The organism is Nonomuraea mesophila (assembly GCF_004352805.1).
In the GTDB taxonomy this organism is placed as follows: Bacteria; Actinomycetota; Actinomycetes; order Streptosporangiales; family Streptosporangiaceae; genus Nonomuraea; species Nonomuraea longispora.
In genome coordinates, this window is the sequence record NZ_SMLD01000147.1 from 1 (window position 1) to 23,299 (window position 23,299).

28 protein-coding genes are annotated in these 23,299 nt (G+C 70.8%); 13 read left to right on the forward strand and 15 right to left on the reverse strand.

The genetic code is table 11. The features are described from left to right. On the forward strand, nucleotides 1-268 hold a 268-nt coding region (locus E1295_RS52260), incomplete at its 5' end, for a D-aminoacyl-tRNA deacylase (protein ID WP_342775938.1). 7 nt (nucleotides 269-275) lie between these two features. Here E1295_RS52260 and E1295_RS36885 read toward each other — a convergent pair. Then, nucleotides 276-3,104, reverse strand: a complete 2,829-nt coding sequence (locus E1295_RS36885; RefSeq protein ID WP_132638014.1) for a hybrid sensor histidine kinase/response regulator — start codon at nucleotides 3,102-3,104, stop codon at nucleotides 276-278. 158 nt (nucleotides 3,105-3,262) lie between these two features. Here E1295_RS36885 and E1295_RS36890 point away from each other — a divergent pair, with 158 nt between their 5' ends. The 6 genes from E1295_RS36890 (at nucleotide 3,263) to E1295_RS36915 (ending at nucleotide 7,908) form a co-directional block, all read left to right on the forward strand. After that, nucleotides 3,263-3,949 (forward strand): response regulator, encoded by a 687-nt coding sequence (locus E1295_RS36890; RefSeq protein WP_132638016.1) that lies wholly within the window; start codon nucleotides 3,263-3,265, stop codon nucleotides 3,947-3,949. Further along, the gene (locus E1295_RS36895) at nucleotides 3,946-4,770 is read left to right on the forward strand and encodes a glutamate ABC transporter substrate-binding protein (RefSeq protein ID WP_246080797.1); all 825 of its coding nucleotides are present in this window, start codon (nucleotides 3,946-3,948) and stop codon (nucleotides 4,768-4,770) included. The genes E1295_RS36890 and E1295_RS36895 overlap by 4 nt, the downstream gene beginning before the upstream one ends. 85 nt (nucleotides 4,771-4,855) lie before the next feature. Beyond that, nucleotides 4,856-5,599, forward strand: a complete 744-nt coding sequence (locus E1295_RS36900) for an amino acid ABC transporter ATP-binding protein (protein WP_132638018.1) — start codon at nucleotides 4,856-4,858, stop codon at nucleotides 5,597-5,599. An 8-nt stretch (nucleotides 5,600-5,607) separates the two neighbouring features. Further along, entirely contained in the window at nucleotides 5,608-6,435 is an 828-nt protein-coding gene (locus E1295_RS36905) for a glutamate ABC transporter substrate-binding protein (RefSeq protein WP_132638020.1), read from the forward strand. A 4-nt stretch (nucleotides 6,436-6,439) separates the two neighbouring features. Beyond that, a complete protein-coding gene (locus E1295_RS36910; protein ID WP_132638022.1) occupies nucleotides 6,440-7,108 on the forward strand; it encodes an amino acid ABC transporter permease in 669 nt (222 codons plus the stop codon). Then, complete coding sequence (locus E1295_RS36915; protein ID WP_132638024.1) at nucleotides 7,105-7,908, forward strand: amino acid ABC transporter permease; 804 nt, start codon at nucleotides 7,105-7,107, stop codon at nucleotides 7,906-7,908. The genes E1295_RS36910 and E1295_RS36915 overlap by 4 nt, the downstream gene beginning before the upstream one ends. Here the strand turns inward: E1295_RS36915 and E1295_RS36920 are convergent. After that, nucleotides 7,859-9,169, reverse strand: a complete 1,311-nt coding sequence (locus tag E1295_RS36920) for a hypothetical protein (protein ID WP_220449077.1) — start codon at nucleotides 9,167-9,169, stop codon at nucleotides 7,859-7,861. The two genes, E1295_RS36915 and E1295_RS36920, sit on opposite strands and share 50 nt — an antisense overlap. Nucleotides 9,170-9,245: 76 nt before the next feature. Here E1295_RS36920 and E1295_RS36925 point away from each other — a divergent pair, with 76 nt between their 5' ends. Then, entirely contained in the window at nucleotides 9,246-10,649 is a 1,404-nt protein-coding gene (locus tag E1295_RS36925) for an amidase (RefSeq protein WP_132638026.1), read from the forward strand. A 19-nt stretch (nucleotides 10,650-10,668) separates the two neighbouring features. Here E1295_RS36925 and E1295_RS36930 read toward each other — a convergent pair whose 3' ends face one another. Beyond that, nucleotides 10,669-11,262 carry a TetR/AcrR family transcriptional regulator gene (locus E1295_RS36930; protein ID WP_132638028.1) on the reverse strand — a complete coding sequence of 198 codons (594 nt, stop codon included), beginning with the start codon at nucleotides 11,260-11,262 and terminating at the stop codon, nucleotides 10,669-10,671. Between the two features lie 150 nt (nucleotides 11,263-11,412). Between E1295_RS36930 and E1295_RS36935 the strand changes: the two genes are divergently transcribed. Further along, nucleotides 11,413-12,459 (forward strand): aldo/keto reductase, encoded by a 1,047-nt coding sequence (locus E1295_RS36935; protein WP_132638030.1) that lies wholly within the window; start codon nucleotides 11,413-11,415, stop codon nucleotides 12,457-12,459. Nucleotides 12,460-12,507: 48 nt separating this feature from the next. On the opposite strand, the gene E1295_RS36940 is transcribed toward E1295_RS36935, so the two are convergent. Continuing rightward, complete coding sequence (locus E1295_RS36940) at nucleotides 12,508-13,431, reverse strand: S66 peptidase family protein (RefSeq protein WP_132638032.1); 924 nt, start codon at nucleotides 13,429-13,431, stop codon at nucleotides 12,508-12,510. On the opposite strand from E1295_RS36940, the gene E1295_RS49275 reads away from it, so the two are divergent. Continuing rightward, nucleotides 13,422-13,583 (forward strand): hypothetical protein, encoded by a 162-nt coding sequence (locus E1295_RS49275; protein ID WP_166427590.1) that lies wholly within the window; start codon nucleotides 13,422-13,424, stop codon nucleotides 13,581-13,583. The two genes, E1295_RS36940 and E1295_RS49275, sit on opposite strands and share 10 nt — an antisense overlap. Nucleotides 13,584-13,634: 51 nt before the next feature. On the opposite strand, the gene E1295_RS36945 is transcribed toward E1295_RS49275, so the two are convergent. From E1295_RS36945 to E1295_RS36965, 5 genes are all read right to left on the reverse strand, one after another. Beyond that, nucleotides 13,635-14,051, reverse strand: a complete 417-nt coding sequence (locus E1295_RS36945) for an NUDIX domain-containing protein (protein ID WP_132638034.1) — start codon at nucleotides 14,049-14,051, stop codon at nucleotides 13,635-13,637. Between the two features lie 177 nt (nucleotides 14,052-14,228). Beyond that, nucleotides 14,229-15,158, reverse strand: a complete 930-nt coding sequence (locus E1295_RS36950; protein ID WP_132638036.1) for an NAD-dependent epimerase/dehydratase family protein — start codon at nucleotides 15,156-15,158, stop codon at nucleotides 14,229-14,231. A 290-nt stretch (nucleotides 15,159-15,448) separates the two neighbouring features. Then, on the reverse strand, nucleotides 15,449-15,901 hold the full coding sequence (locus tag E1295_RS36955) for a hypothetical protein (protein WP_132638038.1): 453 nt from the start codon (nucleotides 15,899-15,901) through the stop codon (nucleotides 15,449-15,451). Between the two features lie 32 nt (nucleotides 15,902-15,933). Continuing rightward, nucleotides 15,934-16,725, reverse strand: a complete 792-nt coding sequence (locus tag E1295_RS36960; RefSeq protein WP_132638040.1) for a DUF6461 domain-containing protein — start codon at nucleotides 16,723-16,725, stop codon at nucleotides 15,934-15,936. Nucleotides 16,726-16,777: 52 nt separating this feature from the next. Beyond that, the gene (locus tag E1295_RS36965) at nucleotides 16,778-17,020 is read right to left on the reverse strand and encodes a hypothetical protein (RefSeq protein WP_132638042.1); all 243 of its coding nucleotides are present in this window, start codon (nucleotides 17,018-17,020) and stop codon (nucleotides 16,778-16,780) included. 173 nt (nucleotides 17,021-17,193) lie between these two features. On the opposite strand from E1295_RS36965, the gene E1295_RS36970 reads away from it, so the two are divergent. The 3 genes from E1295_RS36970 to E1295_RS36980 are packed head-to-tail and all read left to right on the forward strand — an operon-like array spanning nucleotide 17,194 to nucleotide 19,287. After that, entirely contained in the window at nucleotides 17,194-17,811 is a 618-nt protein-coding gene (locus E1295_RS36970) for a TetR/AcrR family transcriptional regulator (protein WP_132638044.1), read from the forward strand. Next, entirely contained in the window at nucleotides 17,808-18,008 is a 201-nt protein-coding gene (locus tag E1295_RS36975; protein ID WP_132638046.1) for a ferredoxin, read from the forward strand. The genes E1295_RS36970 and E1295_RS36975 overlap by 4 nt, the downstream gene beginning before the upstream one ends. Nucleotide 18,009: 1 nt before the next feature. Then, on the forward strand, nucleotides 18,010-19,287 hold the full coding sequence (locus E1295_RS36980; protein ID WP_132638048.1) for a cytochrome P450: 1,278 nt from the start codon (nucleotides 18,010-18,012) through the stop codon (nucleotides 19,285-19,287). 6 nt (nucleotides 19,288-19,293) lie between these two features. On the opposite strand, the gene E1295_RS36985 is transcribed toward E1295_RS36980, so the two are convergent. The 6 genes from E1295_RS36985 to E1295_RS49280 form a co-directional block, all read right to left on the reverse strand. Next, complete coding sequence (locus E1295_RS36985; protein WP_132638050.1) at nucleotides 19,294-20,511, reverse strand: cytochrome P450 family protein; 1,218 nt, start codon at nucleotides 20,509-20,511, stop codon at nucleotides 19,294-19,296. After that, nucleotides 20,462-21,733, reverse strand: a complete 1,272-nt coding sequence (locus E1295_RS36990; protein WP_181958103.1) for a cytochrome P450 — start codon at nucleotides 21,731-21,733, stop codon at nucleotides 20,462-20,464. The genes E1295_RS36985 and E1295_RS36990 overlap by 50 nt, the downstream gene beginning before the upstream one ends. Further along, nucleotides 21,730-22,323, reverse strand: coding sequence for a GTP-binding protein (locus E1295_RS36995; RefSeq protein ID WP_132638052.1), 594 nt, complete (start codon nucleotides 22,321-22,323; stop codon nucleotides 21,730-21,732). Before E1295_RS36995 ends, E1295_RS36990 begins: the two co-directional genes overlap by 4 nt. Beyond that, the gene (locus E1295_RS37000; RefSeq protein ID WP_220449078.1) at nucleotides 22,304-22,663 is read right to left on the reverse strand and encodes a DUF742 domain-containing protein; all 360 of its coding nucleotides are present in this window, start codon (nucleotides 22,661-22,663) and stop codon (nucleotides 22,304-22,306) included. The genes E1295_RS36995 and E1295_RS37000 overlap by 20 nt, the downstream gene beginning before the upstream one ends. Continuing rightward, complete coding sequence (locus E1295_RS37005; protein WP_132638054.1) at nucleotides 22,660-23,100, reverse strand: roadblock/LC7 domain-containing protein; 441 nt, start codon at nucleotides 23,098-23,100, stop codon at nucleotides 22,660-22,662. Before E1295_RS37005 ends, E1295_RS37000 begins: the two co-directional genes overlap by 4 nt. Next, nucleotides 23,097-23,299, reverse strand: a 203-nt coding sequence (locus tag E1295_RS49280) for a hypothetical protein (RefSeq protein ID WP_166427591.1), incomplete at its 5' end; no start/stop codon positions are given. The genes E1295_RS49280 and E1295_RS37005, both read right to left, overlap by 4 nt.

The following is a 23,299-nucleotide window of genomic DNA, read 5'->3' on the forward strand; positions in this document are numbered from 1 at the left end:
CGTCGTGGACGAGCTGCGCGCGCTGGGCGCGCACGTGGAGACCGGGGTGTTCGGCGCCGACATGAAGGTCTCGCTCGTCAATGACGGCCCCATCACCATCGTTCTGGAGGTCATCGTGCCGCCCGACGCGGGCCGCAACGTCACCATCGACCCGTCGCTGCGCCGACGGATCCGCCATCAACCCCTCCTTCACCAGTGGGCGATCACGCAAGCACAGAGAGACATGGATGGCGACGTACCTCGCACCACACTATTCCCAGAAATATAGCGCTATTTCACGTATATAGGGCGTTCATCCATGAGGGCGGTTCCGTGATAAGGCCACCCAGCTGGTCGATCGCCTCTCTCTCGACCTCCCCCGTACGGCCCGCATCCTCGACGCGCTGGCACAACGTCGCCTCGCGGGCGGCGCCGACGGTCGCGCAGGCGCCTTTGAGCCGGTGGGCGACCGCGGCCACCTCCGCCGCGTCGCCGTCCTCCGCCGCCCGCCGCAGTTCCTCGAACGTCCGCGTCGCGGTGGCACGGTACGCCTGGGCCACGTCGGCGACCGCCTCCGGCGACAACCCCGCCAGCTCCGGCGGCAGGCTCGAGTACGCCGCCCACTCCGGGATGCTCGCCAGCACCCTGGGCCAGTCGACCGGCTTGGCCAGGTGGTCGTCCATGCCCGCCTCAAGGCACCGGATCCGGTCGTCCGGCATCGCGGCCGCGGTCATCGCGATGATCGGGGTGTGCCCCTCCTCGCGGGCGCGGATCTCCGCGGTCGCGGCCAGCCCGTCGAGCACGGGCAGCTGGCAGTCCATGAACACGAGGTCGTAGTCGCCGGCCAGCACGGCCCGTACGGCCTGCTCGCCGTCGTCCACGGTGTCGACCTCGTGCCCGGCCTGTTCCAGGACGAGCATCGCCACCTGGCGGCTCACCTCGTCGTCCTCGGCCACCAGGATGCGCGTCCCGCCGTCCTGCCCCTCGGCCTGCGTGCCCTCGCCAGGCTCGCCGGGCGCGTCGGCGGTGCCGAGGGCGTTCTCCACGGCGGCGAGCAGGCGGCGGCGGCTGAGCGGCCGGGTGATCGACTGCACGGCGCGCTCCCCCGAGGCGCCCGGCCAGGCGAACCCGGAGCGGCCCGGCGTCACGACCACGACGACGCTGGTGGCCTGGAGCAGCGGGTCGGTGAGGATGACGTGCGCGAGCGACTCCGACTCGCCGAGGTCCAGGGCGACGACCGCCAGCTCGTACGGCCGCCCGCTCGCGGCGGCGGCCCGCAGCAGCGTCAGCGCGGACGCGTCGTCCTTGGTCTCCTCGACGGCGAGCCCCGCCTCCGCCAGCGACCGCCCGGCCAGGGTGCGGTCCTGGGGGCGCGGGTCGACGACGAGCACGCGCCGCCCCTCCAGTTCCTCGGGCTTGGGCTCCGACCAGGTCAGGACGTCCACCGGCAGGGTCGCCCAGAACCGGCTGCCCACGCCTTCCACGCTGTCCAGCCCGATCCGGCCGCCCATGAGCTCGACGAGCTGCCTGCTGATGGCCAGGCCCAGGCCGCTGCCGCCGGTCCTGCGGGTGATCGGCGAGTCGACCTGGCGGAAGACGCCGAAGACCCGGTCACGGTCGTCGGGGCCGACGCCGATCCCGGTGTCGGCGACGGCGAAGCGCAGCACCGCCCGTTCGTCCCCAGGGCTGCCCTCGTCGAGGGTGACCTGCAGGTCGACGCCGCCCTGGACGGTGAACTTGAGCGCGTTGCCGACCAGGTTCGTGAGCACCTGGCGCAGGCGCGCGGGATCGCCCGCCACCTGCCGCGGCACGCCCTCGTCGAGCCGGAGGGTGAGCCAGAGCCCCTGCTCGTAGGCGTGCGGGGCGAAGGGCGCGACGACCTCGTCGCAGAGCCGCGGCAGGTCGAACGGCACCGCCTCCACCTGCAGGTGGCCCGCCTCGATCCTGGACAGGTCGAGGAAGTCGTCGAGCAGGCGCAGCACGTTGCGGGCCGCGCCCTGGGCCGTGGCGGTGTAGTGGCGCTGCTCGTCGTCCAGCCGGGTGCCCATGAGCAGGGAGTTCATGCCGAGCACGCCGTTGATCGGGGTGCGGATCTCGTGGCTGATCTTGGCGAGGAACTCGGATTTCGCGCTGGAGGCGTTGACGGCGTCGTCCCTGGCGGCGGCCAGTTCGGCCGCGTACCTGGCCAGCGTGGCCTGCGCCCGGCGGCGGCCGTGCTCGCTGCGGATCTGCAGGCCCAGCCCGATGAGGATGAGCAGCGCCAGCAGGGCCGCGACGGCGAGCACGTTGGACCTGAGCTGTTCGGCGGAGGCAAGCGCGGCGGCGGCAGGAACCTCGGCGGTGACCGTCCAGCCGATGCCGGGGATGGGTTCCGATGCGGAGAGCACGGTGCCGTCGATGCCGCGGAACGTGCCGTTCCAGGTGCGTCCGGCGAGCGCCGCGTCCACCCGCGGGTCCTCGCGCAGGGAGGTGAGGGCGTAGAGCTTCCTGCCGGGGTCGGCGACGAGCACGCCGGCCTGGTCGGTGATCAGCAGCCTGATGCCCTGCGCGTTCGCGGCCTGCTCGGCGAACTTCTGGATGGCGTCCAGGCTGTAGACGACGGTGAGGATGCCGAGCATGCGCTCGCCGTCGGCGCTGGGGATGGGCGCGGCCACCGCGACGGCTCTGGACACGCCGACCATCGTGGGCGTGTACGCCTGCGAGACGTGGGCGTGCCGCCGGTCGCGCACGGCGCGGTACCAGTCGGTGTTGCCGATGTCCTGGGGCAGGCCGCTCGGCGGCTCGGCGCCCAGCATGTCGCCGTCGGGCGTGATCAGGATGATGCCGCTGACGCCGTCGCGCTGCCGTTCGAGCTGGTCGAGGTAGCCGCGCATGGACTTCGTGGTGACCTGCCCGATCGCCTCGCGCACCTGGGGGCGTTGCGCGAACGCCGTGACGAGCTGTTTGAGCGAGTCCATCTGCTGCTCCACGACGACCCGGCTCACCGAGGCGGTGGTCCCGACCCGGTCGGTGACCTCGTCCCGCACCGCCTGCTCCGACAGGGAGATGCTGGAGGAGGTGAGCAGCGCCAGGGGCAGCAGGCCTAGTAATGTCCATAGGGCCGTGACCGCGAGCAGCCATCTCACCGGCGTCCGTCCCTTCCCGCTGTCGTTCGCGTACAGATTAGGAGGAAACGGGCGTGGGCGGCGGATCATGATGAGCAGAACGAGCAAAAGTCGATCTTTTGTGTCAAAAGCCGCCTAAGCTGCTAGAACCCCCTATCAGCTGGACGAGGAGCGTGGCGATGCCTGAGGCCAGGGACATCACCGTTCTCATCGTGGACGACGATCCGGTCGTCACCGCGGCGCTGCACGCGCAGGTGAACCGGGTCCTGGGGTTCAGGGTGGTGGGCATCGCCCACAGCGGGCACGCGGCGCTCGCCGCCGCCGCCCGCTTCGCGCCCCGGCTGGTCCTGCTCGACCTGCACCTGCCCGACCTGCCGGGCCTGGAGGTGGCGCACCGGCTGCGCCGGCCCGACCAGCCTCCCGCCGACGTCATCGTGATCTCCGGCCGCAAGGAGTCGGCGACGGTCCGCGCGGCCATCCAGCGGGGCGCCCTGTACTACCTGGTCAAGCCGACGCGGGCGGGCACGCTCGAACAGACGCTGCTGCGGTACGCGGCGACGGTCGCGCAGCTCGAGTCCGGCGGCCGGTTCGCCGAGCAGCAGGAGATCGACCGCATCTTCCGCTCGCTCCATCTCGACCAGGGAGCCCGGCCCAAGAGCATCTCCGCCGCCACCGAGCAGGCGGTGCTCGACGCGCTGGCCGGCGTCGACGAGGACGCCTCCGCGCACGAGCTCGGCGAGCTGATCGGCGTCAGCCGGGCCACCGCCCGCCGCTACCTGGAGCACCTGGCCGAGCGCGGCCTGGTCGAAGGACGGCCGAGATACGGCCCCACCGGGCGCCCGCAGCACCGGTACCGCGTACGGTGACCGCGCTCAGGGGGCTGCTCGCCACGCTGTTATGCCTGCTGGCCGTGGGCTGCGGCGAGGCGAGCCCGTTCCCCGAGGGCTCCACCATGGACCGCATCAGGGATCGCGGCATCCTCACCGTGGGCATCAAGTTCGACCAGCCGCTGTTCGGCTACAAGGACCCGGCCAGCGGGCGGATCACCGGCTTCGACGCGGAGATGGCCCGCCTGGTCGCCAAGGAACTCACCGGCAGCGAGCGCAACATCCGCTTCGTGGAGACCGTCTCGCGGGAGCGGGAGAACTTCCTCAAGCAGGAGGTCGTGGACCTCGTCATCGCGACGTACTCGATCACGCCGGCCCGCGCCGAGCAGGTCACCTTCACCGACCCGTACTACTACGCCGGGCAGGACATGCTGGTCAGGTCGGGCGACTCCACCATCCGCGACGTGTCGGACCTCGACGGCAAACGGGTCTGCACGGCCAAGGGCTCCACGTCCGTCGAGCGGCTGCGCTCGCTGCTGCCCGGCGCAGACCTGGAGATCGTCGACGTCTACAGCGTGTGCGTGCCGGCGCTCATCTCCGGGCGCATCGACGCGGTCAGCACCGACGACACCATCCTGCACGGGCTGATGGCCCAGCATCCCGACACGCTGCGGCTGGTGGGCAAGCCGTTCGGGCGTGAGCCGTACGGGATGGGGGTCCGCAAGGAGGACACCGTCTTCCGCGACCACCTCAACGGGCTGATCGCACGCTGGTTGCGTGACGGGCAGTGGGACCGCGCCTTCATGTCCACCATCGGCGTCTCCGGCGCCACCTCGGACTCGTCGAAACCCCGGCAATAGCTGAGCAGAACGCGCACAAGCCTTTTCGCAGAACACGCGACTCCTACGGTTACGCCAACGCTGACCGACACGAGGAGCGTGACGCATGACCCAGGCGGACTTGATCGTCCTGGACCAGGTCAACAAACGCTACGGCGAACACCATGTCCTCAGGGACGTGAACCTGACCGTCCGGCAGGGCGAGGTCGTAGTGATCATCGGCCCGTCCGGAGCGGGCAAGTCGACTCTGTGCCGCGCGATCAACCGGCTGGAGACCATCGACTCCGGCACGATCAGCGTGGACGGGACCCCGCTGCCCGCCGAGGGACGGCAGCTCGCCCGGCTCCGCGCCGAAGTGGGCATGGTCTTCCAGTCCTTCAACCTGTTCGCGCACAAGACCGTGGTGGACAACGTCGTCCTCGCACAGGTCCACGTGCTCAGGCGGCCCAAGGACGAGGCCGTGCGCAAGGCCCGCGAACTGCTCGACCGGGTGGGCATCGGCGGCCAGGCGGCCAAGTTCCCCGCCCAGCTGTCCGGCGGGCAGCAGCAGCGGGTGGCCATCGCCAGGGCGCTGGCCATGGACCCGAAGGTGATCCTCTTCGACGAGCCCACCTCCGCGCTCGACCCCGAGATGGTCAACGAGGTGCTCGAGGTGATGACGGCGCTGGCCCGTGAGGGCATGACCATGGTCGTCGTCACCCACGAGATGGGCTTCGCCAGGCGCGCGGCCGACCGCGTGGTGTTCATGGCCGACGGCGAGATCGTCGAGCAGGACACCCCTGACGGCTTCTTCGGCGCCCCCAGCAGTGAGCGCGCCCAGTCCTTCCTCGCCAAGATCCTCACCCACTAAGGAGTGTCATGTTCGGCAGATCCCTCTATGCCGTTTTCGCCGTCGTCACGCTGGCCACCGCCTGCGGCGGCGGCCAGGAGAGCTACGCCTCCGTCGTGGACAAGGCCAAGAACGCCAAGAAGCTGGTCGTCGGCGTGAAGGCGGACCAGCCCGGGCTCGGGCTGCGCACCCCCAACGGCGACTTCTCCGGATTCGACATCGAGGTCGCCAAGTACGTCGCCAAGCAGCTCGGGGTCGAGGAGAAGGACATCACCTGGAAGGAGACCGTCTCCGCCAACCGGGAGGCGTTCATCGAGCAGGGCCAGGTGGACATGGTGGTGGCCACGTACTCCATCACGGACGCCAGGAAGCAGAAGGTCTCCTTCGCCGGGCCGTACTTCGTGGCCGGGCAGGACCTGCTGGTACGGGCCGCCGACGCGGCGCTGAACGGTCCCGAGGCGCTCAACGGCAAGAAGCTCTGCTCCGTCGCCGGCTCCACCCCGGCGCAGAAGGTCAAGACGGAGTACGCCAAGGAGGTGCAGCTGCAGGAGGAGCGGACGTACTCGGCGTGCGTGGACCGCGTGCTCGGCGGCCAGCTCGACGCCATCACCACCGACGACGTCATCCTCGCCGGCTACGCCGCCCAGCACGCCGGCAAGCTGAAGGTGGTCGGCAAGCCGTTCAGCACCGAGAAGTACGGCATCGGGCTGAAGAAGGACGACACGGCCGGGCGCAAGGCGGTCAACGACGCGCTCGAGAAGATGTTCTCCGACGGAAGCTGGACGAAGGCGCTGCAGGCCAGCGTCGGCTCCTCGGGCTTCACCGTGCCGGAGGCCCCGAAGCTGGAGCGGTACTGATCCCATGGACGCGTTGCTGATCGAGAGCGACACCGTCTTCGCCGCGTTCTGGATGACGGTACGGCTGACGGCCGTCAGCGCGCTCGGCTCGCTCGTGCTGGGCGTGGCGCTGACGGCCATGCGGGTGGCGCCGCTGGCCTCCCTGCGCGGCGCCGCCGGCGTGTACGTGTCCGTGGCCAGGAACACCCCGCTCACGCTGGTCCTGCTCTTCACCGGGCTCGGCGTCGGCGCGAACCTCGGGGTGGAGTTGTCCGACGACATCGCGACCAACAACTTCTGGCTCGCCGTCATCGGGCTGACCGCCTACACCTCGGCCTTCGTCTGCGAGGCCCTGCGCTCGGGCCTCAACACGGTGCCGGTCGGCCAGGCCGAGGCCGCCAGGTCGCTGGGGCTGGGCTTCGTCAAGACACTCGGGCTCATCACGCTGCCGCAGGCGTTCCGCTCCGTGGTGGCGCCGCTGGGCAGCATCATGATCGCGCTGACCAAGAACACGACGATCGCGCTGGTGGTGGGCGTCAGCGAGGCGTCCGTGCGCATGCGCGAGATGATCGAGACGTACGGGGACCAGGTGATCGAGATCTTCTTCGGCTTCGCCGCCGGATTCGTGCTGCTGTGCCTGCCCATGGGCCTGGCGTTCGGCTGGCTGTCGCGGCGGATGGCGGTGGCCCGATGACGTACGCGAACCTCTACGAACCTCCCGGCCCGCGCGGGATCCGGCGCAACCGGGCGCTGGCCGCGGGCGTGGCGCTCGCGCTGCTGGCGGTGGCGTACTTCGTTTTCGTGCGCTTCGACGAGAAGGACCAGTGGGCGGCCGACAAGTGGACGCCGCTGCTGCGCGGCGACGTCTGGGCCACGTTCATCCTGCCCGGCCTGGCCGGGACGCTGGCGGCGGCCGTGACCGGGGTGGTGCTGGCCGGGCTGTTCGGTATCGTGTTCGCCACCGCGAGGATGTCCGACCACCGCTGGATCCGGATGCCGGCCGCCGCCGTGGTGGAGTTCTTCAGGTCCGTCCCGCTGCTGCTGCTCATCTTCTTCGCCTTCTTCGGGTCGTTCGCCCTGCTCGGCACGAACATCTCCGCCTTCAGCGCCGTCGTCTTCGGGCTCACCCTCTACAACGGGTCGGTGATCGCGGAGATCATCCGGGCCGGGGTGCAGAGCCTGCCCAAGGGCCAGCGGGAGGCCGCGTACGCGATGGGCATGCGCAAGGGGCAGGCGATGCGGCTCGTCCTGCTGCCGCAGGCGCTGAAGGCCATGATGCCGGCCCTGGTCAGCCAGTTCGTGGTGCTGCTGAAGGACTCGGCGCTCGGGCTGATCGTCGGCTATGACGAACTGGTGGACCGCGGGCTGAACGGGATCGCGGCCAACTTCTCCAACGTCATCCCGGCGGCGATCCTCATCGCGGCCATCTTCATCCTCATCAACCTCAGCCTGGACCGTCTGGCCCACCGGCTGAGCGCCGGCCGCCGCGCGTGACGGCCCGGACCTTCAGGTGACGTCGCAGCGCGGGCAGCCACGGGACGGCCCCCAGCACGGCCAGCAGCGTCAGCAGCGGTGCCCGCCACCACCACGCGATGCTCGCGGGCGGCGGGGCCGGCACCGTCTCCACCCACGGCCGGGCCGTCTTCGACCACACCAGGAACGCGTCACCGATGGGGAGCAGACCCCATGCGTACCGCTTGGTCCACGGGGTGCCGATCGGCAGACCGGCCAGCTCGCCGTAGCCGGCCAGCGCCTCGGCGAGCGGGGCGTCGCCGTGGACCTGGGCCGCGCCCAGCGTGACCGCGGTGGCCGACAGGCTCACGCCGAGTGGTAACGGCCCAGAGTCGACGTCGGCCGGCCCGTCCACGCCTTCGGGGTATTCGCGGACGGCCGGGCCGAGACCGAGCGGGGTGACGACGTAGCGGTCGCGGAAACGTGTGTACTGCCCGGCGGCGAAGGCCGGGTCGATGTCCACCAGGAACCGCTGGATCAGGCTCTGCGAGGTGCCCCTTGCCACCTCGGCCGGCTCCCCCGTCACGGGGTCGGCCCGGTGCGGCAGCAGGCCGGTGCGCGGGTCGAGCCGTTCACGGGCCTCACGCAGCCAGTCCTCGACGGTGCGGCCGAAGCGCGGCCGGACGAGCGCGTCGTGCAGCCGCAGCGACGCCACCGCCACGGTCGAGTCGACCGGCCACGCCTGCCCGGGGTAGGCCTCCAGGTAGGGCGAGGTCGCGGCGCCGAAGGCCACGCCGATCTCGGCGGAGTCGGCCACGAAGCGGCGCAGCTCGGCGGGATCGCGACGGCTTTCCTGCTGCAGGCTCAGCACGCCGCCGCGCAGCCAGTTGGACCAGCCCCGGTAGAAGACGCCGTAGGACGGTACGAGCCCGGCGCTGAACGGGGCGCGCCCGGCCGGCGAGTCCAGCCGTTCGAGTGCCCACCGCGCCTCTCCCAAGGCCTCCGCCCGCTCTCCGGCCGGCTTGCGCATGCCCAGCTCGACCCAGCTCAGGCCGTACAGGGTGTGCAGGAAGAAGAAGCCCTCGGGGAACAGGCGCTGCGCCTCGTCGCCGGCGCCGGCGTCGAGCGCGGAGCGCAGGAACGCCAGCTGCCGCCGCGCCCCTGGCGGCTCACCGTCGGGCCCGCCGGTCGCGGGCACGATCAGCCGCACGGCTCCGGCCACGGCGCACACGCTGAGGGCGACGGCGAGGATCCTGCGCGCCCACCGCATCCCCTGGCGCACCGTTGACGGCCGATCGGACATCCGGCGATCTTAGCCGCCTTCACCCCATGGCATGCGGATGGGAGGAGAGGCGGAGGGATGCCGTACAAAGGGAAGCATGCCGACATCCCCAGACTTCCGCAGGACCGGACCGTTCGCCGGACGCACCGTGGCCGCGCTCGGGCAGGACCTGCGCGCGGGGCGCACCACCGCAACCGAGCTGGCCCGGCAGGCGCTCGACGCCGTGGCCGGCCTCAACCCCGCGCTCAACGCGTTCGTCACCGTCGACGCCGACGGGGCACTGGCCGCGGCCCGGCGGGCCGACGACGAGCTCGCCCAGGGCGCCGACCGGGGCCCGCTGCACGGCATCCCGGTCGGCGTGAAGGACCTCATCATGGTCGCCGGCCTGCCCGTCACCATGGGCTCGCGGCATTTCGCCGGGTACGTCCCCGACCGTGACGCGGCCTGTGTGACACTGCTGCGCGAGGCCGGCGCCGTCATCGTCGGCACGACCACGACCCACGAGTTCGCCTACGGTCCCACGGGCGACCGCTCGGCCACCGGGCCCTCGCGCAACCCCTGCGACACCTCACGCATGTCGGGCGGCTCCAGCGGCGGCAGCGCGGCCGCGGTGGCGGCGGGCATGGTGCCGCTCGCGCTCGGCACCGACACCGGTGGTTCCGTCCGCATCCCGTCGGCGTTGTGCGGGATCGCCGGGTTCAAGCCCGCGTACGACGCCATTCCCGCCGACGGGGTCTTTCCCCTGTCGCGCACGTTCGACCACGTCGGCGTGCTCGCCGGGGACGCCCGCGACTGCCTGCTCGCCTACCGCTGCCTGGTGGCGCGGGACGCCGGCGGGCCGCCGTCCCCCTCTGTCCCGGGGCACGCCCAGGGGCCCGCCGGCCCGGCCGGGCGGGAGGACGGCGGGCAGGCCCGGGTGGCCTGGCTCGACCCGGGCGGGCTGTTCGCCGGGGACGCGCGGGTCGTGCGGGCGGTGCGGGCGGCGGCGGGGGCGTCATGGGTCGAGGAGGAGGTCAAGCTCGCCGTGGACCTCGGCCGGGAGCTGCGGGACACGTACACGGTGATTCAGAGTTGCGAGGCGGTCGCCGAGCACGCGGAGCGGCTCGCCGAAGCGCCCGAGCTGTTCGACCCCGAGGTGCTCGACCGCCTGCGGGTCGCCGCCGAGGTGCCCGGCTGGCGGTACGTAAGCGCCGTGGCCGCCCGCGAGCGGCTCGCCAGGGCCGCCGGAGAGTTGTTCGGCAGCCATGACGTGCTGGCGCTGCCGACCGTGCCGATCACCGCGCCGCTGATCGGCCAGCGCGAGAGCGAGCCGGACGGTCAGCGGATCGCCGTCAGGGCCGCCCTGCTGGCGTTCACCAGCCCGTGGAACGTGCTCGGCCTGCCCGCGCTGACCGTGCCGGCCGGCACGGTGGACGGCCTGCCGGTCGGGCTCCAGCTCGTCGGCCGCCCGGGACGTGAAGCCCAGCTCTTCGAGGTCGCCGCCCGCCTCCCGCTCCCCTGATCCCGCGGTCGCGCCGGGGTCACGGCCGGTCGCGGCGTCCCCGGTCCGCGCGGGTGAGGCCGTCCATCAGCAGGTCGAGCAGGCGTTCGGCCTGGGGCCGCTGGTGAGCGGACCCGGTCACGAGGGTGGCACCCGCCAGGGCCATGAGGATGTCGGCCGACGGCACGTCGTCCCTGATCACCCCCTGCTGGATCCCGGCGCGCCGGAACTCCTCGACCGCGCCGGTCAGCTGCTCGCGCGTCAGCGAGCTCAGCTCCCGGTCACTCCGCAGGAGGGTCCTGAGCGTCTCGGCCATGCCGTGTTTGGTGGCGAGATAGTCCAGTACCTCGGACATCCACGCCCGCAGAGCCCGGTCGGCGCGCAGCCCGTCGAGGAGGTCCGGGGTCCGGGAGGCGAGCCGGGCGGTCTCGTAGCGGTAGGTGGCGTCGACGAGCTGCTCGCGGGTCGGGAAGCGCCGGTACAGGGTGGCGATGCCGACGCCCGCGTCCTTGGCGATCTGTTTCAGGGTCGCGCCGGCGCCGTCCCGTGCGAAGGCCGCGGCCGCCGCGGCGAGCAGTTTGTCCTCGTTGGCCCGCGCGTCGGCCCGGATCTGCCGTCCGGACGGTTCAGGCATCGGTCGTCTCCCCGGCTTGCTATGTGGAGTCGGCTCCGCTTAGCATGACGACCAAGCGGACCCGGCTCCGGTTATTGCCGGACGGTAGCAGAGGCTTGCCGGCCGTTCCACACCGCACACCGCCTCCTCACGGAAGGGCCGTCCACGGTCATGCGATACCGCCCGCTCGGCAGCACGGGAGTTCACGTCAGTTCGCTGTGCCTCGGCGCGATGATGTTCGGCGAGTGGGGAAACCCCGACCATGCCGCATCGATCGGCATCATCCGCACGGCCCTCGACGCCGGCGTCAACCTCATCGACACGGCCGACGTCTATTCGGGCGGCGAGTCCGAGGTCATCGTCGGGAAGGCGATCGCCGGACGCCGCGACGACGTCATCGTGGCGACCAAGATGTCGAGCCCCATGGGTCCGGGGCCCAACGAGCGCGGCGCCTCCCGGCGCTGGATCGTCCGGGCCTGCGAGCAGAGCCTGCGCCGCCTCGGCACCGACCACATCGACCTCTACCAGGTGCACCGGCCCGATCCCGCCACCGACCTCGACGAGACCCTGGGCGCGCTGTCCGATCTCGTCCACGCCGGCAAGATCCGCTACGCGGGGTCGTCGACGTTCGCCCCGTCGGCCATCGTGCAGGCGCAGTGGGTCGCCGAACGCCGGCAGCGCGAACGCTTCGTCTGCGAACAGCCGCCCTACTCCCTGCTGTCCAGGGGCGTCGAGGCCGACGTGCTGCCCACCTGCGAGGCGTACCGGATGGGGGTGCTGGCCTGGAGCCCCCTCGCCGGTGGCTGGCTGTCCGGCCGCTGGCGCCGCGACGCGCCCGGCCTGTCCAGCCACCGTACGCGGACGATGCCCTTCCGCCAGACGCTCGCCCACTACGACCTGACCGTGCCGGGCAACCAGGCCAAGCTCGACGCCGCCACCGAACTCGCCCGCGTCGCCGACGAAGCGGGCCTGACGCTGATCGAACTGGCGCTGGCGTTCGTCACCACGCACCCCGCGGTGACCGCCGCGATCATCGGCCCGCGCACCGCCGAGCACCTGCACTCCCAGCTGAGCGCCGCCGACATCGTGCTGGAACCCGCGGTGCTGGACCGCATCGACCGCATCGTGGCGCCCGGCACCGACCTCAACCCCGACGACGCCGGCTACCAGGCGGCCGTCCTGTCCGACCCGGCTCGCCGTCGCCGCGCCGCCGGATGACCCTCAGGTCGCGCGCGGGCTGCGCGCGCCGTGACGGCGGGCTCCCGGTCACCGCGCGGGCGGGCGAAGCGTGAGCGTGCCGTCTTCCGTGTCGAGCTCGGCCATCGTGCCCAGCGCGACGGCGTGGGGATCCGGGCCGTGCCCGAACTCGAGGCCCCCGAGCACGGGGACACCGAGCGGCGTGAGCCGGTCACGAAGCACATCGATGAGGTTCCAGCCGCGGTCGGTGTAGTCCTCGAACCCAGGGAACCGTCCCAGGGCGATCCCCCGGACACCGTCGAGCGCGCCGGCCTGGAGCAGCTGCGTGAGCTGCCGGTCGATCTGCCCCAGCCCGACCGTCCGTTCGGCCTCGATCATCAGGATCGCCCCGGTGAGGTCGGGCAGACCGGCGCCGGCCATGCCGGCCAGCGCCCCCAGCCATCCGCCCAGCAGGTGGCCCCGGGCGCGGCCCGGCACCTCGGCGGAGACCGGCTGCAGCTCCGGATTGCGGCGGTAGGTCGAAGGCTCGGCGCCCATCAGCAGCCGGCGAGCGGTCGCGATCGCGTGGTGGCCGACCAGGCAGCCGTGGATGCCGGGGACCCGGCAGTGACGCCAGATCGCCAGGTGCAGGTAGGTGATGTCGCTGAAGCCCACCAGCGGTTTCGGGTCGGCGCGTACGGCGTCGAAGTCGATCCCGCCCGAGATGCGGTAGGCCCCGGCCCCGCCCCGCGTGGCGATGACCGCCCGCACCTCGGGGTCGGCGAAGGCGGCGTTGAGGTCGGCGAGCCGGTCCGCGTCATGCCCGGCCATATAACCGCGCTGATCCAGGACGTGCTCCCCGGCCTTGACCTTCAGTCCCCAGCCGCCCAGCAGCCGGGTGAGGTCTTCGACGTCTTCGACGCCGGGGAAGCTGGACGGCGAGACCAGGGCGACGTGGTCGCCGGCGCGCAGCCGCGGCCAGGACGGTTCCGCCGGCTCGTTCGATGCAGTCATCGAACCCTTATAGGCCGTGCACGCGCGCGTCACAAGCGCTGTCCGTACGCATCGGGCAACCGCGCTCCAGCCTCGTCGTCATCGCGCTGGACACCGACCAGGACCGCACGGCCCGCCTGGCCGACGCGGTGATCGAAGAACTCACCGCCTGAGCACGGCCCCGCCGGTGATCGTCCATGGATGCGCCGGTTTCCGGAGCGACGTCACGTGACGAGCACGGCGGTGAGCATCGAGAGATACGGCTCGTGGGCGAGACGCAGGCCGTCGAGGTCGGCCGTCCCGAACCACGCCACCGCGTCGTGCTCGTCCGGCGCGGCGTTGACGGGTGTCCCGGCCCACCTGTCGACCAGCCAGATCTGCATGTCGAACGTCGCGGTCCTGATCTCATGCACCGGCGGGCCGGACGGCTCCGGTGCCGTGATGCCCAGTTCCTCGCGAAGCTCGCGGACGAGGCTCTCCTTCGGGTCCTCCCCCTCCTCGACGTGGCCGCCCGGCAGGTCCCACACGTCGGGACACCAACGGCGTCCGGCGTTTCGACGACACAGCAACACCCGATCGCCGTCGCGAAGAACGGCCGTCACGATCCGGACCGGACCCGAGTCGTCAGCAGAGATCGCCATCGGCACATTCTGCCCCCATGCGGATCCGCGAGGCCTCCGGCGGCTCGCCCGGCGCCGGCGCCGACGACGGGCCCGGCTCAGAAACGGCTCACGAGGCGCGATGATCGTCGTCGTGGGTGAGGACAGCGCGCAGGCGCTTGTTGTCCTGAACGTCGCCGCTGACGTGCCGGACAGAGCTTATCGGCGTGTCGTTCCGTCGAGGTCGGCGCCAGTGATCCAGTCGAGGATCGAGTGGTATCGGGGGCGCCAACCGAGCAGGTCGCGGGCACGAACGGCGCGGACACGGCTGTTGGAGCCAAGGGCGTGCATGGCGAACTGGGGGTTCCAGACATTGTCAGCGGAGTCGGGGTTCCAGGGCCGTGGACCGGGCAGACCGAGACGGCGAGCGATGGCCTCGGTGATCGCGGCGAAGGATTCCTCACCGTTCTCGACGAAGTAGAAGGTGCCGGGGGGCGACTTCTCCAGGGTAAGGAGATACAGGTCGGCGACGTCGTCGAGGTGCACGTTGGACCAGATGTTGCCTCCGGAGCCGACGTACTGGACCGACCCGCTGGAACGCGCCTGTTGCACCAGCGCGGCGATCAGAACGCTGTCGCTCGGCAGCCCGCGTGCGTCTCCATAGATCAGGCTGTGGCACAGGACCGCGGTACGCACTCCTTGGTCCGCGGCGGCCAGGACCAGGCGGTCGATGGCGACGCGTGCTTGGCGTATGGGGTGGTCGGGCTGCCAGGTGGAGTGCGAGGTGAGGAGGTCTTCGTGGAAGATGGTTTCGGATGCTTCACCGCTGGTGCCGACGCCCACGATGCTGGAGCCGCTGGTGTGGATGAGCGGCTTGCCGGACCCGGCCAGCGCGGAGATGAGTGTTTCCGCTGCTTGGCGATGGTCACTGTCGGCCGCGTTGATGACCGCGTCGGCACGGCCGGCGTGCTTGGTGAGTATTCCCGCGTCGTCCAGGCTGCCCACCACCGGCTGGATGCCCAGCCGAGCGAGGTCGCCTGCCTTGGCCGCGTTCCGGGTCAGGCCGGTGACGGTGTGACCTGCCCGAAGGAATCGGGTGGCGACGGTGCCACCGATGTAGCCGCTTGCTCCGGTGACGAAAACGTGCATCAGCGTCCTGCTTCCTCGTGCGATTGGAGCTGGTCGTTCAGCCGGAGTCAGCCTCGTGGCCCCTTGGCTGAGCCACAACTTCCGTTGCCGAGACGGCAAAACGGATCAGCTCGGGTGCGAGCCTGCCTCCCGCGCACCCGGGGCCTCTGGGCCGGCCCCGAGCCCGTTGTCTGGACCCAGCGAAGATGACAGTGGAACCTGCTCCCGACCTGGACACTGTCACTTCGATGGGTGTCGAAATATGGTTGCTCGCGTCATCGAAGTCGGCAGTGCCGGGTCGAAGATCGCGTTCACTCGGGTGAAGGCCATGACTCCGAAGTTCGAGGTTGTTCTGGGCCAGGGTTGCCGACGAGGGCTTCAGGGAGTCGGACGCCGTGCGCTTGAAGCCGGGAGAGAATCAGCTCTCGGAGTTCGCGTTCTTGGGCGGCGGCTTCGTGGCGCCCGGTGCGATCGGCGGCTGCGGCCCAGCGTTCGAGGACGTCGATCGTGAGAAGCCATTGAGCGATCGTGAGCTTGGGTTTCACGATGTCGTCGGGCGGTGGCCACGAACCGGAGCCTGAAACGCCAGACGTCCAGCGATAGAGCTGATCCAAACCGGCCTGGCGGATGCTGCGCGCAAGATCGGCCCGCTGGCGGTTGCCATCGACCGTCTCGACGCTGGCGTCATTGTCCATGGATGCGTCGATGAGCCCCCACTGGCGGAGAGGCATCGCGATAATCAGGCCGACACTCATGTCGGGCATGGTGCCGAGGTTACGAAGGGTGGTCAAGGTAATCAGTAAGCGCCGGGAATGGCGGCGCCGAGAATGGGGCGGCGAAGGTGCGCTGGGGTGACCACGACGCCGGCGATCCGGCTGGCGATTGCCAAGGCAGCCGGGATGGCGTTGTCGATGCGGTCCTCGGCGGCTGGATCAATACCCAGCTCACGAAGGTAGCGATTGAGCCGATCAGGATCCGCGCCACGCCTCTCAATAGGGAAGGCCGGATCGATGTCGGTGAGGTATTCCCCGTCGACGGCGTAGGCAAGGCGGTGTCGGGCGGCGTAGTCATGACGCATCACCGCCACGGCTTCTCCGCCGTCGCGGGACAGAGGGCAGAGGGCCTCCATGTGTGAGGCTCGCCAACCGCAATCCTCGATGGCGATCGTCCAGTCCTCGATTCGCCTCACGGTGATGATCTCCGGTCCTTCCGGCTGGGAGTAGTCCTCGTCCATGATGAGCCGGATGTCCTCATCTGCGGCCCCAATCCGGCGAAGCACCTCATGCTCGTCCAGCCCGCGGACGAAGACGATGGTGTAGATGTCGCCGAGCCCGCTGCCTTTCCCCCACCCGTAATCTTCTGGCGACGCTCCGGGAGTTCTCGCGGTGGCGCGGACCATCTCAAATGTGCTCGCCTGCTCGAGGATCTCGGGATGGGCGGCGAAGAAGGCCTCGGTGATCTCTGGAGCTATCCGGCCACGCTCACTGACCAGGTAGCCGTTCGCTTCTGCCCAGTCCCGGATCTGAGTGCGGTTGAGCTCGGGCGACCGGTAGGTGACGCGGAGGGGAGTGAAGTCGGCATCGGACATGATCAGAAACTACCGGGGGGTTGATGCCCTGTCTGCCCTGTGCTTCCCACTTTTAGGTGGGTTCGAGGTGGTCGGCGAGGCGGCGGAGGGTGACCGCGAACCGGCTGGGGAGACGCAGAACACGTCGGCGCGAGCGCGGCGGGATGATGCGTAATCGTGCGGCCTCGGCTCGCTGTTCAGCAAGGTCGGCCCGGCCCCACTCCTCATGCATGAAATACTCCACCCACGACGCGAAAGACTCACCGAACGCCGGCGCCACCACCAACGCCAGCCGCCGAGGCCTGACCGTCACCATCTCCCGAGTCGAGCCTCCTGTCGAACACGCCCCTACTGACAGTCCCGATGCCTCACTGCCAAGTGCTCTGACACCTTGAGTGCCGTACTGACATCTGCAAGCGCGCTAGACACCCGTCATGTTCGCTTCCAGGTGCCCTTGACGTATCAAATGAACGACTTTTTAATTCATGTATGGGGCGCATCGCCGGTGTCACGGCCGCAGAGACGCGGGAGCGGTTGCTGCGTGCGGCCGCCGACGTCTTCGCCGAGCGCGGGTACGACGGCACCCGGGTCGCCGACATCGCCGCCGCCGCCGGGGTGAGCAACGGCGCGCTCTACGCGCACTTCGGCTCGAAGGCGGACCTGCTCGTCGCGGCCCTGCGCGCGCACGGCCGCAGCATGCTCGCCGAGTTGCTCGCCGCCGACCCCGGCCGGCCGGTCAACGAGGTGCTCCTCGTCATCGGCCGCAAACTGCCCCGCCGGCCCGACGTACGCGGCCGGCTCATCGTCGAGGCGCTCGTCGCGGCCCGTCGTGACCAGGACGTCGCCCTGCCCATGCGCGACTACCTCGGCGAACGTGCCGGCCAGATCTCCGGGCTCGTACGCGGGGCGCAGGACGCCGGCGACCTCGATCCCGCGCTGTCGCCCGAGGCGCTGGCCCATTTCTGCCTCCTGCTGGCGATGGGCAGCGCGCTGGTCACGCCGGACCTGCACGCGGTCGCCGACGAGGAGTGGGCCGACCTGCTCACCCGTGTCGTGACCGTGCTCGCCCCCGCCGGCATCACCGCAGAGAGGGAGTCAACCCCGTGAAAGTGCAGATCGATTCCGGACGGTGCCAGGGGCACGGCCGCTGCTACGACCTGGCCCCCGGGCTGTTCGGCGAGGACGACGAGGGTTACGGCCAGGTCCTGGGCCACGGCCTCGTACCGCCGGGTGAGGAGCAGGCGGCGCGCCTGGCGGTGGCCAACTGTCCCGAAAGGGCGATCGACGTGCATGAGGAGACCTGACATGGCCGTTGACGAGCGCTTCACGCAGGACTACCGGGACGGCCAGGGCGAGGAGCCGGAGGGCGTCCGCAGTGAGGTCGTCACCGGCCCCGTCTCCGACTGGGCAAGCGACTTCTCCCACCTTGAGCCGGAATGGGCCGCCGACCCGTACCCCATCCAGGACGACCTGCGGCAGCGCTGCCCGATCGCGCACACCGACCGGTTCGGCGGCGGCTGGCTGCCGACGCGGCATGAGGACGTCACGGCGATCGCCTACGACACCGAACGTTTCTCCTCGCGGGCGATCGTCATGAGCAACTACCGGCCGCCGCTCGACCTGGCGCCGGTCGGCGGCGTGCCCCCGATCTCGTCCGACCCGCCGTTCCACCGCGACGCGCGCAGGCTGCTGCTGCCGGCCTTCACCAAGAGCGCGGTCGCCAAGCGGGAGGCGGCCACGCGGGCGTACTGCCACGAGCTCATCGACGCCCTGGAGGGCCGGCGGGACGTCGACGCAGCCCGCGAGTACGCCCAGCACATCCCGGTGCGGGTGATCGCCGACATGCTGGGGTTCCCGCCGGAGGACGGGCCGCGCTTCCGTACGTTCATCGAGCATTCCCTCGAAGGCGTCAACCTGCCGCCCGAGGAGCGCATGGCGCACATGTCGGAGTTGTTCGACTACCTGCTGGAGCAGATCCGCGACCACCTCGATCACCCGCGCGACGACCTGACGACCTACCTCATCGACGCGGAGCTGTACGGCCAGAAGCTGCAGCCCCAGCACGTGTCCGGCACGATGGCCCTGCTGCTGATCGCCGGCATCGACACCACGTGGAGCGCGATCGGCGCGTCCCTGTGGCACCTGGCGAAGACGCCGGCCGACAGGGAGCGCCTGGTGGCCGAGCCGGAGCTGCTGCCGACCGCGATGGAGGAGTTCCTGCGTGCGTACGCGCCGGTGACGATGGCGCGCCTGGTCAAGCAGGACATGCACTGGCGCGGGGCCGACATGAAGGCCGACGACTGGGTGCTGCTGTCCTTCCCCGCGGCCAACCGGGACCCGGCCCACTTCGACCGCCCGGACGAGGTCGTCATCGACCGCGAGGTCAACCGGCATGTGGCGTTCGGGCTGGGGATCCACCGCTGCGTGGGCTCCCACCTGGCGCGCATGGAGCTGCGGGTCGCGTTGGAGGTCTGGCTGGAGCGCATCCCGGAGTTCACCCTGGCCGACCCGGCGGCGGTGACCTGGGCGGCGGGGCAGGTCCGCGGGCCGCGGACGCTGCCCCTGCGCATCGGACGGGTGTGAGGCCGGCTATCCGGCCGGCTCCAGCACCACGGGCAGCGACCGTACGTCGCTGCCGATGAACGACGGCACCGGCGGGAGCGTGCCCGGGTCGGCGGCCGGCCTCATGTGCGGGAACCGCTCGAACAGCGCGGGCAGGGCGAGGCCCGCTTCGAGCCTGGCCAGCGGGGCTCCCAGGCAGAAGTGGATGCCGTACCCGAACGCGAGGTGCCGGCGGTCGCGCCGGTCGATGTCGAACCTGCCGGGGTCGGGGTTGACCTCCGGGTCGCGGCCGTGCGCGCCGAACGCGATGAGGATGAGGTCCCCCTTGCCGATGGTGACGCCGTCGCCGAGGTCGATGTCGGCGGTGGCGTAGCGCAGCGGCAGGTGCATGATCGGCGAGTGCCGGCGCAGGCTCTCCTCGATGACGTCGCTCCAGCGTTCCGGCGTGGCGCGTACGGTGTCGAGCTGGGCGGGGTGGGTCAGCATGGCGATGATCGCGCGGTCGATCAGCGACACCGTCGTCTCGCTGCCCGCCCCGATCATCAGGATCAGGGTGCTGACCACCTCGTCCATGCTGAGCCGGTCGCCGTCGGCCTCCTGCGCGACCAGCAGCAGGCTCGTCATGTCGTCGCCTGGTTCGGCGCGTTTGGTGGCGATGAGGCGGTGCATCGCGGCGTACATGTCGCGCTGGACGGTGACCGCCTGCTCGGCGGTGAGGCTGGTGTCGAGTACGGCGTCGATGACGCCCAGCATGGTGGGCCGTTGCTCGACGGGCACGCCGAACAGGTTGCAGATGACCTGGGTGGGCACCCGGTAGGCGAAGCGTTCGCGCAGGTCGACCGGGCGGCCGGGGGGTTCGGAGGCGAGGTCGTCGAGCAGGGCGGCGACGATGTCCTCGATCGCGGGCCGCATGGCTTCGATGCGGCGGGCGGTGAAGGCCCTGCCGACCAGATCCTTCAGCCGCTGGTGGTCGGCGCCGTCAGCGGTGAACATGCTGACGACGTCGACCCAGGCGGTCAGCCAGGCGATGGCGAAGGGACGGTAGTCGGGCCAGGATCTGCGGGCGTCCTTGGAGACGTCGGGGTGGGTCAGGAGGTGCTTGACCACGTCGCCCCGGCTGACGGACCAGGCGACGAGGTCGCCGGGGAGCCGGACCTGGACGGCGGGGCCTGCGGCGCGCAGGTCGTCGACCTGGTCATAAAGGCGGGTGCCGGTGGTGTCGAGGATCGGCGTAGTGCAGGTCACGGGGACCTCCGGTGGCAGGGGGGTCGACCGGCTGGGGACGGAAGCGGATGCCCAGCGCGGCGGGGCACGTATGGAACGGCCCCGGCCGGTTGGGAACCTCGGCGTCGGTGAGGTCGAGGTTCCACAGCTGGTCCAGGAGCGTCTCGATCCCGGTCTGCGCGATGACGGCGGCCTGGCTGTCGGCCGGGCAGCGGTGCGGCCCGGCCGACCAGGCCAGGTGGGAGCGGTGGTCGTGGCCGAGTCTGGGCAGTTCCGGGTCGGTGCCGGTCGCGGCGTGGCTGATGAGGATCGGCACGCCGGCGGGGATGGGGACGCCGTGCAGGGTGGTGGCGTGGCGCGCGTAGTGCGCGGAGAAGTTCGCCATGGGCGAGCGGGTCCACAACACCTGTTCCATGGCACGGCGTACGGTGACGGCTCCGCCGATCAGGTCGCCGGCGTAGTCGTCGTCGGTCAACAGGAGGCGCAGGCCCGAGGCGATCCAGGCCGCGGTGGGGATGGTCCCGGCGCCGACCAGCACGACGAGCTGGTGCAGGATCTCCTCGTGCGTCAGCGCGGCGGGGTGGGACAACATCCAGGAGGTACAGTCGCGTCCCGGCCGGGCGGACTTCATCTGGATGATCTCGGAGAGGCACTGGGCGAGCTCGGCGGCGCCCTTGCCGGCCTCGGGACCGGCGTTGATCATGCCCTGGCAGCCGGCGACCATGCGTCCGGTCAGCTGGGGCGGGCAGCCCAGCAGGTCGGTGAAGACGAGCAGCGGGAGGGTGTCGGCGTACTGGCTCATCAGGTCGGCGTGCCCGGTGTGGGCGAAGCCGGAGATGAGCCGCAGGGCGTGGCCGCGGGTGATCTCCTGCAGTTCGTGCAGGTTGATCCTGTCGAGGCAGTCGTCCATGGCATGCCGCAGGCGGGCGTGCCGGTCGCCGTCGGTGTACAGCAGGCTCGGCCGGAACGCCATCAGCGCCAGGACGGGGCTGTCGGCGGGCACCTTGCCCTGGTGCAGCGCCGCCCACATGCGGCTGTCCTTGCTGTACGTGGCGGTGTCCTTGAGCAGGTCGGCGGCGGCGCGCCGGCTGGTGACGACCAGCGCGTGCACACCTTCGGCGATCTCAGCCCAGGCCACCGGTCCCGCGGCGCGCAGCGCGTCGTAGGCGTCCTCGGCCCGTGCGGCGAAGTCGTCGCCGAACAGGCGCGCGACGGGCGCCGGGGATGGAGAGGATATGGTCATCGGGCGGGCTCCGGTCGGAAGTGGGCGAGGATGTCGGAGACGAGAACGATCAGACCCTGCTTGGCGGAGCTGAACATGCGCGCGTCCAGGCCGACGAGCGGCCGGTGGTCGGGCATGCTCAGGCTGTCGCGCAGGTCGGCCTCGGCGTAGCGAGGGGCGCCGTCGAAGTGGTTGACCGCCACGGTGTACGGCAGCCCGACCTCCTCCAGCAGGTCGATCGCGTCGAAGCTGTCGGCGATGCGCCGCGTGTCGACCAGCACCAGCCCTCCGAGCGCGCCCTCCATGAGCGAGCGCACCATCCCGCGGAACCGGTGCTGGCCGGGTGTGCCGAACAGGTACAAGACGATGTCGTCGGTGAGGGTGAGGCGGCCGAAGTCCATGGCGACGGTCGTGGTGGTCTTGCCGCGCAGGTCTTCGAGATCGTCCACAAGCCGCCCGGCCTGTGTCATCTCTTCTTCGGTCCGCATCGGCCGGATTTCTGACACCGTGCCCACGAACGTGGTTTTACCCACTGCGAACGGACCAAGCACGACAATTTTTACTGAGCGTGCTCCGGGGGGCACGTAACGATCACAGCTTCTGTAGCGCATCCAGTACCTGCCGTAGGAAGTTCTCGTCGTGCTGCCCCGCCGGCGGGGCGTAGGGGGCGCGGGCGGTGAGGTGCCCGCTGTCGATCAGCCTGGAGACGATCACCTTGACGACCGCTCCGGGCAGCTGGAGGTGGTGGGCGACCTCCGACACCGACAGGACTCCTGGCAGGCAGAGGTCCATCACCCGATGAGCCTGCGCCGGCAGGCCGGCCGTCGGCGCGCCGGTGTCGGCGACGAGCAGCGTGGCGTCGTCCAGGCTGCCTCGTGACGGGATGGCGTCGCCACCGGTAGCGGTGTGGGAGCGGATCATGCCCGCCCGCCGATGACGCGGTCCGGTCACGCGTGCTTGCCCCGCTCGCGGGCGCTCAGCACGTCGCGCAGACCGGCGATCATCTTCAGCGTCGCGGTGATGGCGACGCCCACCTGCTGGCTCATCGAGTCGCCGCGGACGGACACGCCGACCCCCGTACGCTCGCCGGCCGCGAACAGCAGCACGGTGACGTCCTTCATGTCGCTGATCACGTGGCGCAGGGCGACGGGGGCGCCGTGCTCACGCTGGATGCCGCAGAAGGAGGCGAGCTCGCCCTGCAGCGACTTCATGCCGGACATGGCGGCGGCGGCGCGCTCGGCGTCGTCCTGGCTCAGCCCGTCGGAACGGGCCAGCACCAGCCCGTCGGTGGTGAACAGCAGCGCGTTGATGACCTCTGGCTCCTTGGCGAGCCTGTTGAGGGTCCACGTCATGTTGGCGGTGTCGGCGGTGGGCTGCTGCGTCGTCATGGCTGCGTGTGTCCTTGCGGGTCGGCGGCGTACCCCGAGTCGAGCGCCTGCCGCATCCGCTCCAGGCCGGCGGCGGCGTCCTCGGGCGCGAGGGTGTCCGTGATGGCTTGCTGGGTCACCGGGGCGGGCCTGCCGGGGCCGGCGTGCCGGCTCTGGCGTTTGGGCAGGCCCGCCGCCGTCGTGACGGGCGGGTCGGCCG

Coding starts and splice junctions, on each gene's coding strand:
- E1295_RS36970 (WP_132638044.1), top strand. CDS start 17,194: ATGGGGCGCATCGCCGGTGTCACGGCCGCAGAGACGCGGGAGCGGTTG.
- E1295_RS36925 (WP_132638026.1), top strand. CDS start 9,246: ATGCCGACATCCCCAGACTTCCGCAGGACCGGACCGTTCGCCGGACGC.
- E1295_RS36910 (WP_132638022.1), top strand. CDS start 6,440: ATGGACGCGTTGCTGATCGAGAGCGACACCGTCTTCGCCGCGTTCTGG.
- E1295_RS36940 (WP_132638032.1), bottom strand. CDS start 13,431: ATGACTGCATCGAACGAGCCGGCGGAACCGTCCTGGCCGCGGCTGCGC.
- E1295_RS36995 (WP_132638052.1), bottom strand. CDS start 22,323: ATGCGCTACAGAAGCTGTGATCGTTACGTGCCCCCCGGAGCACGCTCA.
- E1295_RS36945 (WP_132638034.1), bottom strand. CDS start 14,051: ATGGCGATCTCTGCTGACGACTCGGGTCCGGTCCGGATCGTGACGGCC.
- E1295_RS36980 (WP_132638048.1), top strand. CDS start 18,010: ATGGCCGTTGACGAGCGCTTCACGCAGGACTACCGGGACGGCCAGGGC.
- E1295_RS36930 (WP_132638028.1), bottom strand. CDS start 11,262: ATGCCTGAACCGTCCGGACGGCAGATCCGGGCCGACGCGCGGGCCAAC.
- E1295_RS36960 (WP_132638040.1), bottom strand. CDS start 16,725: ATGTCCGATGCCGACTTCACTCCCCTCCGCGTCACCTACCGGTCGCCC.
- E1295_RS36990 (WP_181958103.1), bottom strand. CDS start 21,733: ATGACCATATCCTCTCCATCCCCGGCGCCCGTCGCGCGCCTGTTCGGC.
- E1295_RS36920 (WP_220449077.1), bottom strand. CDS start 9,169: ATGTCCGATCGGCCGTCAACGGTGCGCCAGGGGATGCGGTGGGCGCGC.
- E1295_RS37005 (WP_132638054.1), bottom strand. CDS start 23,100: ATGACGACGCAGCAGCCCACCGCCGACACCGCCAACATGACGTGGACC.
- E1295_RS36915 (WP_132638024.1), top strand. CDS start 7,105: ATGACGTACGCGAACCTCTACGAACCTCCCGGCCCGCGCGGGATCCGG.
- E1295_RS36935 (WP_132638030.1), top strand. CDS start 11,413: ATGCGATACCGCCCGCTCGGCAGCACGGGAGTTCACGTCAGTTCGCTG.
- E1295_RS36965 (WP_132638042.1), bottom strand. CDS start 17,020: ATGGTGACGGTCAGGCCTCGGCGGCTGGCGTTGGTGGTGGCGCCGGCG.
- E1295_RS36905 (WP_132638020.1), top strand. CDS start 5,608: ATGTTCGGCAGATCCCTCTATGCCGTTTTCGCCGTCGTCACGCTGGCC.
- E1295_RS36900 (WP_132638018.1), top strand. CDS start 4,856: ATGACCCAGGCGGACTTGATCGTCCTGGACCAGGTCAACAAACGCTAC.
- E1295_RS36950 (WP_132638036.1), bottom strand. CDS start 15,158: ATGCACGTTTTCGTCACCGGAGCAAGCGGCTACATCGGTGGCACCGTC.
- E1295_RS36890 (WP_132638016.1), top strand. CDS start 3,263: ATGCCTGAGGCCAGGGACATCACCGTTCTCATCGTGGACGACGATCCG.
- E1295_RS36955 (WP_132638038.1), bottom strand. CDS start 15,901: ATGCCCGACATGAGTGTCGGCCTGATTATCGCGATGCCTCTCCGCCAG.
- E1295_RS49275 (WP_166427590.1), top strand. CDS start 13,422: ATGCAGTCATCGAACCCTTATAGGCCGTGCACGCGCGCGTCACAAGCG.